This window comes from Amycolatopsis sp. cmx-4-61 (assembly GCF_046548775.1).
In the GTDB taxonomy this organism is placed as follows: Bacteria; Actinomycetota; Actinomycetes; order Mycobacteriales; family Pseudonocardiaceae; genus Amycolatopsis.
Map to the genome: position 1 here is coordinate 261,210 of NZ_JAEBEI010000004.1, position 13,684 is coordinate 274,893.

Below are 13,684 nucleotides of genomic sequence, written 5' to 3' on the forward strand. Positions count from 1 at the left end.
CCCTGGTGGCTCAGGCCCCTACGTCCATTGTGGACGCTCGCTCGGCTCGTCGGAGCCAGGCCGTGGCCACCGCCCCGAGCACGCACGTCGCCGCCAGCACACCGAAAGCCCAGCCGAACCCGGTTGCCGGGCCGGCGCTCAGTCCCTGCGACAGGACGATCACGCACAACGCGCCGCCGAGGGCACCGCCGACGCGCATCACGATGTTCACCAGTGCCGTGGCGTGGCCGAGTTCCGCCGCGTCGACCGACGCGTACGCCGCCGTCGACGCGGGCATGATCGACAGCCCGAGTCCGGCGCCGCGGACCAGCAGCAGGGCCTGGACCAGCCACATCGGCGAGTCCGTGCCGAGCCAGGGGAACGGCAGCGTGCTCGCCAGCACCACGAGTGACCCGGTCAGCGCGACGGTGCCGCCGCCGTGACGGTCGGTCATCCGGCCGGCCACGAAGACGAACACCGTCGTCGCCAGCCCCATCGGCGCGAGCAGGACGCCGGTTTCGGCGGGCCCGGCGCCGAGCCGGACCTGGAACCACAGCGGCAGCAGCAGGACGGCACCGAACATCCCGGCTCCGCCGAGCAGCACGGACGCGAGCGCGGCACCCAGCACCGGCCGCGCGACGAGCCGCAGCTGCAGCACGGGGTGCGGTGTGCGCAGCGACCACCAGGTGAACAGCCCCATGACGGCGGCGCCGACGACCGCGAGGGCGATGTCGAGCGAGCCGGGGGTGCCGAGTTCGGTGAGCGCGTACACCAGCAGCGGCAGGCCGAGCGACACCATGGCCAGGCCACGCCAGTCCATCGGCGGCGGCCGGTGCCGGTCGCCGCGCGGCACGTACCGCAGGGCCAGGCCGAACGCGAGCAGCCCGATGGGAAGGTTCAGCCAGAACAGCACCGGCCACGAGAAGTGGGCCAGCAGAAACCCGCCGACGCTCGGCCCGACCACCGGCGCCAGCCCGACGACGAGCGCGAGCGTGCCCATGGTGCGACCCAGCCGTTCCGGGCCGACGGCCAGCCCGATCACGGTCTGCCCGGCGGTGACCAGCACGCCGGCGGCCATGCCCTGTCCGGCCCGGACGCCGATCAGCGTGCCCGCGTCCGGGGCGAGGGCGCACGCCACCGACGTGAGCAGGAACGCGGCCAGCGCGCCGAGCCACAGCCGTCCGGCGCCGAACTTGCGCACCAGCCACGGCGTGAGGGGCAGTGCGGCCGAGAGGCCGAGCAGGTACGCGGTGGCGACCCACTGGATCTCGACGAGCGCGACGCCGAGGCTGTCGCGCATCGATTCGAGCCCGACGGCGACGATCGAAGCGTCCATGTTGCCCAGGAAGCCGCCGAGTGCCATCACCCCGGAGGCGATCCAGACGTGCCGCGGGATCGGTGGGACGGTGCGGAGATCGGTCATGCCGCCGACGGTAAAAGCTCGAGAAGGCTTGAAGTCAACCTCGGCCGGACGCACCGGCGGTGTCGGCCACCCTGGTCTTCGTGCACGGACGACCGAGCCGAGCCCGGGTCGCCGGACTGCCCGGCGCCGGTTAGGCGATCGGGCTCATTTCATTGGGCTGAACGGCGGCTGACGACATTCCGGCTCCCCGCCTTGAGGCCCCGGTAGTGCTCCAATGCCGCCACGGATTCGGTGACCTGCTCGAAGCTGGGGAGGGCGCGCACGTTGGCCACCAGTGTCATGTCCTTGCGCGGGATTTCGATGAAGCAGACCTCGACGCCGGCGTGTTCGGCGTGGGCGGCGACCTCGGCCTGCCAGCCGGGGAGATCGAGGTCGTCACCGAGCCATTCGTGCAGGTAGACGCACCACTTCCCGCGCAGGAGCTCACCCGCGATGGCTTCCAGTCCGACCACGTACGGCTCGGTCACGTGCTCGGACATGACCGTTCCCCGCAACACCAAGGCACTGCTTCCCTCCTGCACCCGGCGGCGACCCCTACCGCCGGAAAGCGCTTGCCCGGCGGTGGCCTCCCCGCTTCCGCCGCGCAGCGCGAACCCCGGTGACCGATGACGAACACCGGGATCCGCCAACTTACCGGTGGTTTTGGTTCACAGCAACCGTTCCCCCGAGATCACCGGAAAGCGTGTGCACAATCGGCGTGCTGATGCACGCTCACCGCAACCGCGTGCGCAGCAGGTTGGGCGACCCGCCGAAGTACGCGCTGTCGGCCACGTACAGCGTGTCACCGCGGACGGCCACCGACGTCGGGTTGGCCAAGCCGTCCGAAGTGGACAGGATGGTCCGGATGCCGCTCCCGTCGACGGTGACCACGCGGTTCTGCTGGTTGATCGCGGCGACGACGGTCCCGCCGTGGAACGCGAAGTCGTCGACCGGTCCGAGACCCGAGACGACGACCCGGCCGGGTGTGCCGGTCAGCGGGAACCGGACCAGCGTGCCGCGGTCCAGGTTGGATACCCAGACCGCGCCGTCGTGGACTTTGACGCCGTTGGCGCCGAACCCGCCGGCCGGGGCGAGCAGTTCGCCGGTGGCCCAGTCGGTGACCCGGCCCGTGCGCGGAGAAACGCGCCGGACGACCGAGCCGAACGAGTCGGCGACGAAGATGTCACCGCTGGCGGGGTCGCGGGCGACGCCGTTCTGGAAGCCGGCCGGCGGCAGCGCGGCCACCTGCACCGGCGCGGTACCGGGCCGCACGCGGTAGAGACCGGTCGCCGGCGTACCGGTCGAAACGGCCACGTACAGGTCGCCGCCGGGAGCGCGGACGATCCCGCCGAGGAACAGCTTCCGGTGCACCACCGGGACGTCGCCGTCGGCGGGGACCGGGATCCGGGCGATGACCCCGACCTGCCCGCCGGGGGCGACCCGGCCGATCTCGCCGGTGTAGGCGAAGGTGAGGTCGGCGGAGCCGTCGGGCTCCAGGGCGATGTTTTCGGGTTGCTGCCCGGCGGCCAGGTCGAGCGGGACGATCCTCGGTGCCGCCTGGGCGGGCGCGGCCGGAACGGCCAGGGCGGCGGCCGCGGCCAGCGCGACGCCGATGTGCTTGATGCGCAAGGGAAACTCCGGTTCGTGAAGGGAGCGGCGAAAAGAACCCCAGATCGCCGTGCCCTCGAAGGTAGGCCCGGTGCGCACTCGGCCGCCAATAGCCCGGCTTGGGGCGGCCATCGGAAAACCGATCACAGGTCGCGCGCGAAGCAGCGGGAGAGCGGTTCGCCGCGGTACGGCCCGTAGGCCTCGATCGGTTCGTAGCCTTCGCGCTGGTAGAAGCGGATGGCGTCCGGCTGGCCGGTGCCGGTTTCCAGGAGCAGGCGCGTGATCCCGAGGTCCCGCGCGTGGTCTTCGAGGGCACGCAGCAGCGCGGTCGCGACGCCGGTGCCGCGGGCCGAGGGCTCGACGTACATGCGCTTGACCTCCCCCGATCCGGGGCCCAGCAGACGCAGCCCGCCGCAGCCCACGGCGATGCCGTCGGCGTCGCGCGCGAGGAGGAAGACGGCGACGGTTTCGGCGGTGGGCACCGCGCCGGGCTCGTGGTCGTCGGTGCCGTAGCGGGCGTCGAGTTCGGTGCGCTGGGCTCGGCGCAGGCGGACGGCGTCGGGGTCGTCCCAGGCCACCGCGGTGATCGTCAGCGTGCAGTCGATCGGCAAGGCCCACCTCCGGATTCGTAACAAGCGTTACCGTAGCATCTGTTACGCTTACCGGGAAGGGAGCTCGATGCCGAAGCAGCGTGACGTCCGGGCGCAGCGGGAACTGCTGTCGAACGCGACCTGGCAGGTGCTCGCCGACGAGGGCCTGCCGGGGCTGACGCTGCGCGCGGTCGCCGAGCGCGCCGGCTGCACGACCGGGCTGGTGATGCACGCTTTCCCGACGAAGAAGGCGTTGCTGCTGCACGCGCGTGACCTGCTGTACGAACGCACCGCGATCCGGGCGGACGCGGCCGAAGCGGCCTCCGCCGACGCGCCGGGCGCGCTCGCCGCGGTGCTCGGCCAAGCCGTGGACCTTCCGCACGGCCACCACGAGGAATCCCGGGTCTGGGTCGGTTTCCTGGCCGCGGCACTGGCCGACGACGACCTGGCCGACCGCCACCGCGCGGCGAACCGGTCCTTCCTGGCCCGTGTCCACCGCCTGGTGACGGCGTGCCGTCCCGAGTGGACGCAGCAGCGGCGCGAACTGACGACGAAGAGCCTGGTGGCCCTGGTGGAGGGCCTGAACGTGCTGGCCGCGGCCGACCCGGAGACCTACCCGGCGCGGCTGCAGCAGGACGCGCTGGCCGCGGCGCTCGCCGAGATCACGCCGCCGGGCCGAAGCGACGGCGGTAGGCGCTCGGGCTGAGGCCGGTGTGCCGCCGCAGCTGCGCCCGCAGGTTCGCGGCCGTGCCGAACCCGCTGGCCGAAGCCACCCGGTCCAGCCGCAGTTCACCGCGCTCGATCAGGCGGCACGCCAGTGTCACGCGTTCCGTCGTCAGCCACGCCAGCGGCGTCGTGCCCAGTTCCGCGCGGAACTTCCGGTGCAGCGTCGCCGGGCTGGTCGCGGCCCGCGCGGCCAGGTCCGCGACGGTCAGCGGCGTGTCCAGCCGCTCGAGCGCCCAGGCCAGCACCGGCGCGAGTGACGTCTCCGGCACCGCGGGCACCGGCCGGGCGATGAACTGCCGCTGGCCGCCGTCGCGGTGGCCGGTGAAGACCAGGCGGCGGCTGACCGCGTTGACGACTTCGGCGCCGTGGTCGCGGTGGATGAGGTGCAGGCCGAGGTCGAGCGACGCCGCACTGCCCGCCGCCGTCAGGACGTTCCCCTCGTCGATGAACAGCACGTCCGGCTCCCAGCGCACGCGCGGGAACTGCGCGGCCAGCGACGCCGCCCACTGCCAGTGGGTGGTCGCCCGCTTGCCGTCCAGTACGCCGGCCTCGGCGAGGGCGAACGCCCCGGTGCAGAAGCTGACCAGGCGGGCGCCGCGGTCGGCGGCCCGGCGGATCGCCGCGATGATCGCCGGGGCCGTCGGGACACCGGTGTTCGGGCGGGCCGGGACGATCAGGGTGTCCGCCGTGTCCGCGGCCTCGAGGCCGGCCACGCCGGAGAGGGTGAACATGCCGAGGTTCATCCGCACCGAAGGCGTGGCCGCGCAGAGCGTGAAGTCGTACCAGGGCCGGTCGAGTTCGGGGCGGCGGAGGCCGAACAGCTCGGTCGCCACGCCCATCTCGAACGGGTTCGACTCCTCGGTGACGATCGCGACGACCCGGTGCGAGAATTCTTGCGGCATGTGCGATTCCTAGCACTCCCGGTGCCGTCGCACCAGGACGAGCATGAGCGCATGAACCCGATCGACCTCAACGAAGTCCTCGCGAGCTTCGACGCAGCTTGGAGCCCGCGCATCGTCACCCGCGTCAACGACTACGACATCCGCCTCGCCCGGTTCGACGGCGAGCACGTCTGGCACGTCCACGAAGACACCGACGAGTTCTTCCTCGTGCTGGACGGCGAGATCGAGATCGGCCTGCGCGACCCGGGCGAACGGTTCGTCACGCTCGGCCGCGGGCAGGTGTTCGTGGTCCCGAAGGGCACGTTCCACAAGCCGTCGTCGAAGACCGGCGCGAGCGTGCTGCTGGTGGAACCGGCGGGGACGCTGTCGGTCGGCGACGAGCACGACGAGGTGCCCGACCACGTCGACGTCACCACCGGGCACCTCGTCTGACGGCGGCCCCGGCACGGCCCGCCCTCCCTGGGGGCTGCCCCCGCTTCCAGCGTATCGAGGCGGCCCGACGGAAATCGGGGATCGGCGCCGCCGGCGGCCTGGTTGTCCACAACCGCGGCGGGCTGTGCACAACCGGCCGCGCTGGGGCGGGCCGCCTCCCCCGGGGCTGTGGCAACCGGCCGCGCTGGGCGGGCCGTCTCGCCGGGCTGTGGCAACTGGCCGCCGCGGGCTGGCCGCCTCGCCGGGCTGTGCCCAACCGGCAGCCCGGGGCCGGGCCGTCTCGCCGGGGCTGTGACAACCGGCCGCTCCCGCCGCCCAGCCACCGGCCGCCCCGGCCGACCAGCCGCCCGCCCAACGCGAACCCCCCCGGCTGACCTGCTGAGTCTTTCCCGGCTACGGCGTACTCTCGGCCGCATGAAACGGACATCGTTCGCGCAGTGGCCGTGCTCCATCGCGCGCACCATGGATCTGCTCGGCGACTGGTGGACCCCGCTGGTGCTGCGGGACGCCTTCTACGGCGTGCGCCGCTTCGACGAGTTCCAGCAGGCGCTCGGCATCGCGCGCAACACCCTCGCCGACCGGCTCAAGCGGCTGGTCGACGAGGGACTGCTGGAGAAGGTGCCGTACCAGACCGAGCCGGTGCGCCACGACTACGTGCTCACCGAAAAGGGCCGCGACTTCTACCCCGTGCTGCTCGCGATGACCCGCTGGGGCGACAAGTGGCTCGCCAGCGAGGCCGGCCCGCCGATCACCGTGCACCACCTCGCCTGCGGGCACGACACGCACGCCGAAATCGTCTGCGCCGAGTGCCGGGCACCGATGACCCCGGACGACACGCGGATGCGCCGCGGCCCCGGGTTCCCGCCCCGGCTGGCACAGCGGCCGGACGTCGAGGAGCGCTTCGCCCGGCAGGAGTAGCCGTTGACAGAGTAAGTCCATCTACGCAACTATCGTGGTCAACCTGGAGAAAGGGCGGCCACGATGGAGTGGACGGGTGCGCGGTACGCCGACCTGCCGACGGCCGAGGTCTCGACCTGGATCGACGCCGCGCCCGAAGACGTCTGGCCGGTGGTTTCGGACATCTCGCTGATGCCCGGGATGAGCCCGGAGCTCCAGTCCGTCGAGTGGTGCGAAGCGGGCCGCAAGTTCGTCGGCCGCAGCAAGCACGACGCGTTCGGCGAGTGGGAGACGACTTCGTACGTCGTCGAGTGCGAAGCGCCGCGGGTGTTCGCGTGGGCCGTCCAGGACCCCGACGAGCCCAGCGCCGTCTGGAAGTTCACCCTCGAACCCGACCACGGCGGCACCCGCCTCAGCCAGTGGATGCGGATGGGCCCCGGCCGGTCCGGCCTGTCGTTCGCCATCGAACGGATGCCGGAGAAGGAACAGAAGATCGTCTTCGTCCGCATGCGGGAGTTCGAGACGGCGATGGCCGGCACGGTCGCCGCGATCAAAGCCCGGGTCGAACAACGATGAAGACGGCGACCACCGTCGAGTTCTCCCGGGACACCCGCACGACGCTGGATTTCGTGCTGGAGGCGGAAAAGCTCGGCCTCGACGTCTGCTGGGTCGCCGAAGCCTGGGGTGCCGACGCGCCGTCCGCGCTCGGCTACCTCGCCGCCCGCACCTCCCGGATCCGGCTCGGTTCCGGGATCATCCAGCTCGGCACGCGCACGCCGGTCGCGATCGCGCCGGTCGCGATCGCGCAGGCCGCGCTCACCCTCGCCGACCTGTCCGGCGGCCGGTTCGCGCTCGGCCTCGGCCCGTCCGGGCCCCAGGTCGTCGAAGGCCTGCACGGCGTCCCGTTCGCGAAGCCGCTGACGCGCACGCGGGAGACGGTCGAGATCATCCGCCAGGCTTTCGCGGGCGAGAAGATCGCCTTCTCCGGCCAGGCGTTCGAGATCCCGCTGCCCGGCGAAGCGCGGCCGATGCGGCTGTCCACCGCGCCGAACCCGGACATCCCGATCTACCTCGCGGCGCTGTCGCCGAAGCTGCTGGAGCTCACCGGCGAGGTCGCGGACGGCTGGCTCGGCACCAGCTTCGTGCCCGAAGGCGCCGACGCGTACTTCGCCCACCTCGACGTGGGGCTCGCGAAGGCGGGCAGGCAGCGCACGGACATCGACGTCTGCCAGGGTGCCGAAGTCGCCTTCGCGGACAACGAAGACGAGTTGCGGGTCCTGGTCGGCAGCCGCAAGAAGGAGCTCGCCTTCAGCCTCGGCGGGATGGGCTCGGCCACCACGAACTTCTACAACAACGCCTACAGCCGCCAGGGCTGGGCGGACGTCGCCGCCGAGGTCCGCGAGCGCTGGCAGGCCGGTGACCGCGACGGCGCCGCCGCGCTCGTCACCGACGAGATGGTGCTCGGCACGACGTTGATCGGCACCGAAGAGATGGTGCGCGAACGGCTGCGCGTCTGGCGCGGCACCGGCATCGACACCGTCCGGCTCTACCCGGCCGGTGAAACGCTCGAAGCGCGTCTCACGACGCTCGGCCGTGCAATGGAGCTGATGTGACCGGCGACTGGCAGCGCACCGCGTGCAGCCTCTGCTACCTCAACTGCGGGCTGGAGGTGCAGCTCGACGGCCAGAAGATCACCCGCGTCCGCGGCGACAAGGCGCATCCGCGCTCCGGTGGGTACCTCTGCCAGAAGGCGCAGCGCCTGACCTGGTACGGCGACCACGAAGACCGCCTGACGACGCCGCTGCGCCGTCGTCCCGACGGCACGCACGAGCCGATCGATTGGGACACCGCGCTCACCGAGATCGCGGCGAAGCTGCACGCGATCCGGGACGCCGACACCGCGGCCGGGCGGCCCGGCTCGTTCGCCTACGTCGGCGGCGGTGGCCAGGGCAACCACTCCGGCGGCGCGTATGGCGCGGCCCTGCTGAAGTGGATGAACTCGACGCGGCACTTCAACGCGCTGTCGCAGGAGAAGACCGGCGACTTCTGGGTCAACGGGCACCTGTTCGGCTCGACGATCGTGCACACCGCCGAGGACGTCGAGCACTGCGACCTGCTCGTCGTGCTCGGTTGCAACCCGTGGCAGGCCCACGGGTTCAGCAACGCCCGGCACGCCCTGAACACGCTCAAGAACGACCCTTCGCGGCGGATGATCGTGATCGACCCGCGGCGCACCGAGACCGCGGAGCTGGCCGACCTGCACCTGCCGCTGCGGCCGGGCACCGACGCTACCTGCTGGGCGCGATCCTGGCGCTGCTGCTGGAGCGGGGTGCCGCCGACGAGCAGTTCCTCGCCGCCCGGACCGAGGGTTTCGACGAGGTCGCCGCCGTGCTGGCGAAAGTGCCGGTGGACAGGTGGATCGCGCACGCCGAAGTGTCCCGTGTGGACGTCGAGCGGGCCGTCGACCTGATCTGCGCGGCGGAAGCGATGACCGTGCGCGTCGAGCTGGGCATCCAGCAGGGACGGCACTCGACGCTCAACAGCTACCTCGAGAAGCTGCTGTACCTGATCACCGGGCACTTCGGCCGTCGTGGCACGAACAACCTGCACTCGTGGCTGCTGCCGCTGTGGGGCGCGACGACCGGGATGCGTTCCGAAATCACCGGCTTCGAGTACATCGGCGGCCTGCTGCCGGCGAACACCCTCGCCGAGGAGGTCCTCGCCGACCACCCGAACCGCGTCCGCGCGGTGTGGGTGGAGTCGTCGAACCCGGCCAACACCTTCGCCGGGACACGGGACGTCGAACGGGCGCTGCGGGCCGCGGAGCTGTCCGTCGTCGTCGACGTCGCCTACACCGAAACGGCCGCGCTGGCGGACTACGTGCTGCCGGCGGCGTCCCAGCACGAGAAGTGGGAGTTCACCCTCTTCACCTTCGAATGGCCGACGAACTACTTCCAGCTGCGGCGGCCGTTGCTGGACCCGCTGCCCGGGACGCTCGTCGAAGCCGAAATCTACGCGCGGCTCTTCGACGCACTCGGCGTCCTCCCGCCGTCCGGCATCCTGGGCGAGCTCGCCGCCGGGCCGCGCGCGGAGCTGCAGGCGGGCCTCGGCGCGCTGGTGCAGGCGATGCCGGAACGCGCGGCGATCCTGCCGGTGCTGCTCTACCGCACCCTGGGCGCGTCCCTGCCCGGCGGCGCCGCGTCGATCGCGCCGCTGTGGGCGGGCTGCCACCGCGCGGCGAAGACGATGACCGTGCCGGTGCAGCGCGCACTCGGCAGCTCCGCCACCGGTGCGCAGCTGGGCGAGGAGCTCTTCGAGCGGATCCTGGCCGGTCCGACGCCGTTTTCGGTGCACGAGCAGGACGAGGTGTGGAGCCTGCTGCGCCGCGAACGCGTCCGGCTGGCCGTGCCCGAACTGCTGGACTGGCTGGCCGCGCTGGACCCGGCCGCCGAACGGCCGGACCCGGCGTACCCGCTTTCGCTGCTCAACGGGCAACGGCGGGCGCACAACGCCAACCAGATCCTCCGCGACCCGCGCTGGCGCCGCACGGACCCGGACGGCGCCCTGCGCGCGCGTCCCGAAGAGCTGGCCGCGATCGGTGCTTCCCCGGGTGACTGGGTGGCGGTCGTGACGCCGGCCGGGCGCGTGGTCGTCCGCGCCGAGGCCGACCCGGCGCTGCGGCCGGGCCAGCTCGCGCTGCCGCACGGCTACGGCATGGCCCACCCGGACGCCCACGGCCGCCGGGTGGTCAGCGGCCCGCGGATCAACCTCCTGACCGACGCGCTGGACCGCGACCCGATCGCCGGCACCCCGCACCACAAGGACGTGCCGGCGCGCCTGGAGCCGGCGACCGAACAGGAGCGGGCCCGGGCGGAGGCGGACAGCGCGCGCGTCCGCGAGACCGTCGGGAGTGGACGTCCGACCGGTTTATAGTGGGCCCATGCGCAAGATCGTCGCGAACCTGTTCATCTCGCTGGACGGCGTTGTCGAAGCGCCGGACAAGTGGTCGTTGCGCTACTGGAGCGACGAAATCGGCCAGGCGGTCGGCGGCGGGATGGCCGCCGCCGACGCGATGCTGCTCGGACGTGTCACCTACGAAGGCTTCGCCGAGGCGTGGCCGGGCCGGACCGTCGAGGACGACGAAGGCGCCGAGTTCATGAACAACGTGCGCAAGTACGTCCTTTCGTCGACGCTGTCGGAAGTGACCTGGAACAATTCGACGCTGCTGACCGGAGACCCCGCCGAGGCGGTCCGGGCGCTGAAGGCCGAGCCGGGCGGGGACATCATGACCAGCGGCAGCACGACGGCCGTGCGGTGGCTGCTGTCCGAAGGGCTGGTCGACGAGCTGAACCTGCTGCTGTACCCGATCGTCGTGGGCCGCGGAAAGCGCTTGTTCCCCGAGGACGGCTCGTCGTTCTCGCTGGAGCTGAAGAAATCGGCGACGTTCGGCAACGGCGTCGTGCAGCTGACCTACGCGCCTGCGTGAGCACGCCGTTCCGGATCGAGGTCCCCGAGGCCGACCTCGAAGACCTGCGCGCGCGGCTGCGGCGGACGCGCTGGCCGGAGGCCGAGCCGGTGGACGACTGGAGCCAGGGCACGCCCCTGAGCTACCTGCGCCCGCTGTGCGAGTACTGGGCGGCTTCCTACGACTGGCGTCGCGTCGAAGCCCGGTTCAACCGGTTCCCGCAGTACCGCACGGAAATCGACGGCCTGGGCATCCACTTCCTGCACGTGCGCTCGCCGGATCCGGCCGCGCTGCCGCTGATCCTCACGCACGGCTGGCCCGGCTCGTTCCTCGAGTTCGCGAAGGTGATCGAGCCGCTGTCGGAGGAGTTCCACCTGGTGATCCCGTCGCTGCCGGGCTACGGCTTCAGCGACAAGCCGTCGGCGCCGGGCTGGGGCATCGAGCGCATCGCGGCCGCGTGGGCGTCCCTGATGGCCCACCTGGGGTACTCCCGCTACGGCGCGCAGGGCGGCGACTGGGGGACGTCGATCACGACGTCGCTGGCCCAGCAGGACGCGGCCCACCTCGCGGGCATCCACCTGAACCCGCCGATCGCGGCCCCGGACCCGGCGACGTTCGACGACCTGACGCCGGCCGAGCGGACCGCGCTGGCCGCCCTGGCGCACGCGCAGCGGTGGGAAGACGGGTACTCGGTGCTGCAGTCGACCCGCCCGCAGACGATCGGCTACAGCCTGGCCGACTCGCCGGCGGGGCTGTGCGGCTGGCTGGTGGAGAAGTTCCACGCCTGGTCGGACGGCTTCCCGTTCACCCGTGACGAGCTGCTGGACGACATCACGCTGTACTGGCTGACGGGCACCGCGGCGTCGTCGGCCCGGCTGTACTGGGAGAGCATCCGCAAGGTCCAGAAGTGGTTCTCGGAGGCGACGGACGACACGGTGGACGTCCCGACGGGGTGCTCGATCTTCCCGGCCGAGATGCCGCGGCCGTCGCGCCGCTGGGCGGAGCGGCGGTACACCGACATCCGGCATTGGCACGAGCTGGACCGGGGCGGGCACTTCGCGGCGTACGAGCAGCATGAGCTGTTCGTCGACGAGGTGCGGACGTTCTTCCGGCTGGTCCGCTAGTTCACCCGGCGGGACTGCCCCTGCCAGAACGGTTCCCGCAGCTTGAACTTCTGGATCTTCCCGGTCGCCGTCCGCGGCAGCTCGGCCAGGAACTCGACCCGCTTCGGGCACTTGTACCCAGCCAGGTAGCCCCGGCAGTGCTGGATCAGCTCCTCCGCCGTGACTTCGCCCTCCACCACGACCAGCGCCGTGACCAGCTCGCCCCACTTCTCGTCCGGGATGCCGATCACCGCGGCCTCGCGGATCGCCGGGTGCGAGTTGAGCGCGTCCTCCACCTCGATCGACGACACGTTCTCGCCGCCCGAGATGATCACGTCCTTCTTGCGGTCCGCGATCGTCAGGTAGCCGTCTTCGAAGGTGCCGCCGTCGCCGGTGTGGAACCAGCCGCCCTCCTGGACGCGGGCGGTTTCCGCCGGGTTCTCCCAGTAGCCGTCGAGGTTGTGGTTCGACTGGGCGAGCACCTCCCCGTCGCCGTCCACGGCGATCCGGACGCCCAGGGCCGGCGTCCCCGCGCGGCCCAGCAGCCGGGCCTGCTCGTGCGGGTCGAGGTCCGCCCATTCGCTGCGCATCCGGTTGACCGTCAGCAGCGGCGCGGTCTCGGTGAGCCCGTAGATCTGGATGAACTCCCAGCCCAGCTCGGCCCGGACCCGCTCGATCGTGCGCGTCGGCGGCGGCGCGCCGGCCACGACGATCCGGACGCGGTCGCGGCCGGGGATCTCGCCGTCCCACTTCGCGGCGCCGTCCAGCGCCGCGGTGACCACGGCCGGAGCCGCGCACAGGATCGTCACGCCGTGTTCGTCGATCCGCCGCAGGATCTCCGTGCCGTCGACCTTCCGCAGCACGATGTGCCGGCCGCCGAGGCCGGTCACCGCGTACGGCATGCCCCAGCCGTTGCAGTGGAACATCGGCAGGGTGTGGAGCAGGACGTCGTTGTCGCTCAACGTCGTGTGCAGGCCGAAGACGGCGGCGTTCAGCCAGATGTTGCGGTGGGTGAGCTGCACGCCCTTCGGCCGCGCGGTCGTCCCGGACGTGTAGTTGATCGTGGCGGTGGCCGACTCGTCGCCGTCCCAGGGCACGGGTGTGCCGCCGCCGCCCCAGACGGCGTCGTCGTCGCGGCCGAGGACGAACACGTGCTTCGCCGTCACCGTGTCCAGCAGGTGCTCGAGCTCCGGGTCGACGATGAGCACCTCCGCCCCGGAGTGCTCCACTATGTACTTGACCTCGGCCGCGGCGAGCCGGAAGTTCACCGGCACCAGGATCCGGCCCCAGCCGGACACGCCGAAGAACGACACGAGCAGCCGGGCGGCGTTGTGCGACACGATCGCGACCCGCCCGCCGGCCGGCACGCCGAGGGCGTCGAGGTTGGCCGCCTGCGCGCGGGCCCGCCGCGCCACCTCGCGGTAGGTGAGCGAACCCCAGCTCGGCGCGGGCTGGCTCGGTTCGTCGACCACGGCGACGCGGTCCGGGTACACCGTTTCCGCGCGGTCGAGGAAGTCCCGGACACCCAGATCGAAGAACATCCCCCGATGATGACTCGTCGCGGGTGCCCGCACCAGTCC

General features: G+C 72.0%; 15 protein-coding genes. 9 read left to right on the forward strand and 6 right to left on the reverse strand.

Features of this window, described 5'->3' with window-relative positions; all coding sequences use genetic code 11:
- Positions 1–10: 10 nt before the first annotated feature.
- The 4 genes from ACLJOU_RS16075 to ACLJOU_RS16090 all read right to left on the reverse strand — a co-directional run bounded on the left by ACLJOU_RS16075 (position 11) and on the right by ACLJOU_RS16090 (position 3,600).
- Positions 11–1,402 carry an MDR family MFS transporter gene (locus tag ACLJOU_RS16075; RefSeq protein ID WP_410568038.1) on the reverse strand — a complete coding sequence of 464 codons (1,392 nt, stop codon included), beginning with the start codon at positions 1,400–1,402 and terminating at the stop codon, positions 11–13.
- 149 nt (positions 1,403–1,551) lie between these two features.
- Positions 1,552–1,881, reverse strand: coding sequence for a hypothetical protein (locus ACLJOU_RS16080; protein WP_410568040.1), 330 nt, complete (start codon positions 1,879–1,881; stop codon positions 1,552–1,554).
- Between the two features lie 232 nt (positions 1,882–2,113).
- Complete coding sequence (locus ACLJOU_RS16085) at positions 2,114–3,010, reverse strand: hypothetical protein (RefSeq protein WP_410568042.1); 897 nt, start codon at positions 3,008–3,010, stop codon at positions 2,114–2,116.
- Positions 3,011–3,132: 122 nt separating this feature from the next.
- The gene (locus tag ACLJOU_RS16090; RefSeq protein ID WP_410568044.1) at positions 3,133–3,600 is read right to left on the reverse strand and encodes a GNAT family N-acetyltransferase; all 468 of its coding nucleotides are present in this window, start codon (positions 3,598–3,600) and stop codon (positions 3,133–3,135) included.
- 67 nt (positions 3,601–3,667) lie between these two features.
- Between ACLJOU_RS16090 and ACLJOU_RS16095 the strand changes: the two genes are divergently transcribed.
- Positions 3,668–4,285 (forward strand): TetR/AcrR family transcriptional regulator, encoded by a 618-nt coding sequence (locus ACLJOU_RS16095; RefSeq protein WP_410568046.1) that lies wholly within the window; start codon positions 3,668–3,670, stop codon positions 4,283–4,285.
- Here the strand turns inward: ACLJOU_RS16095 and ACLJOU_RS16100 are convergent.
- Positions 4,242–5,207 (reverse strand): helix-turn-helix domain-containing protein, encoded by a 966-nt coding sequence (locus ACLJOU_RS16100; RefSeq protein ID WP_410568048.1) that lies wholly within the window; start codon positions 5,205–5,207, stop codon positions 4,242–4,244. The genes ACLJOU_RS16095 and ACLJOU_RS16100 overlap by 44 nt on opposite strands.
- Positions 5,208–5,258: 51 nt before the next feature.
- Here ACLJOU_RS16100 and ACLJOU_RS16105 point away from each other — a divergent pair, with 51 nt between their 5' ends.
- The 8 genes from ACLJOU_RS16105 (at position 5,259) to ACLJOU_RS16140 (ending at position 12,125) form a co-directional block, all read left to right on the forward strand.
- The gene (locus ACLJOU_RS16105) at positions 5,259–5,639 is read left to right on the forward strand and encodes a cupin domain-containing protein (RefSeq protein ID WP_410568050.1); all 381 of its coding nucleotides are present in this window, start codon (positions 5,259–5,261) and stop codon (positions 5,637–5,639) included.
- A gap of 414 nt (positions 5,640–6,053) precedes the next feature.
- Positions 6,054–6,557, forward strand: coding sequence for a winged helix-turn-helix transcriptional regulator (locus tag ACLJOU_RS16110; protein ID WP_410568052.1), 504 nt, complete (start codon positions 6,054–6,056; stop codon positions 6,555–6,557).
- A gap of 63 nt (positions 6,558–6,620) precedes the next feature.
- Positions 6,621–7,112 carry an SRPBCC family protein gene (locus ACLJOU_RS16115; protein ID WP_410568054.1) on the forward strand — a complete coding sequence of 164 codons (492 nt, stop codon included), beginning with the start codon at positions 6,621–6,623 and terminating at the stop codon, positions 7,110–7,112.
- A complete protein-coding gene (locus ACLJOU_RS16120; RefSeq protein WP_410568056.1) occupies positions 7,109–8,149 on the forward strand; it encodes an LLM class flavin-dependent oxidoreductase in 1,041 nt (346 codons plus the stop codon). The genes ACLJOU_RS16115 and ACLJOU_RS16120 overlap by 4 nt, the downstream gene beginning before the upstream one ends.
- On the forward strand, positions 8,146–9,006 hold the full coding sequence (locus ACLJOU_RS16125) for a molybdopterin-dependent oxidoreductase (protein WP_410568058.1): 861 nt from the start codon (positions 8,146–8,148) through the stop codon (positions 9,004–9,006). The genes ACLJOU_RS16120 and ACLJOU_RS16125 overlap by 4 nt, the downstream gene beginning before the upstream one ends.
- A complete protein-coding gene (locus ACLJOU_RS16130) occupies positions 8,925–10,469 on the forward strand; it encodes a molybdopterin dinucleotide binding domain-containing protein (RefSeq protein ID WP_410568059.1) in 1,545 nt (514 codons plus the stop codon). The genes ACLJOU_RS16125 and ACLJOU_RS16130 overlap by 82 nt, the downstream gene beginning before the upstream one ends.
- Before the next feature lie 7 nt (positions 10,470–10,476).
- Entirely contained in the window at positions 10,477–11,022 is a 546-nt protein-coding gene (locus ACLJOU_RS16135; protein ID WP_410568061.1) for a dihydrofolate reductase family protein, read from the forward strand.
- Positions 11,019–12,125 (forward strand): epoxide hydrolase family protein, encoded by a 1,107-nt coding sequence (locus ACLJOU_RS16140; protein ID WP_410568063.1) that lies wholly within the window; start codon positions 11,019–11,021, stop codon positions 12,123–12,125. The genes ACLJOU_RS16135 and ACLJOU_RS16140 overlap by 4 nt, the downstream gene beginning before the upstream one ends.
- Here the strand turns inward: ACLJOU_RS16140 and ACLJOU_RS16145 are convergent.
- A complete protein-coding gene (locus tag ACLJOU_RS16145) occupies positions 12,122–13,645 on the reverse strand; it encodes an AMP-binding protein (protein ID WP_410568065.1) in 1,524 nt (507 codons plus the stop codon). The two genes, ACLJOU_RS16140 and ACLJOU_RS16145, sit on opposite strands and share 4 nt — an antisense overlap.
- Between the last annotated feature and the right edge of the window lie 39 nt (positions 13,646–13,684).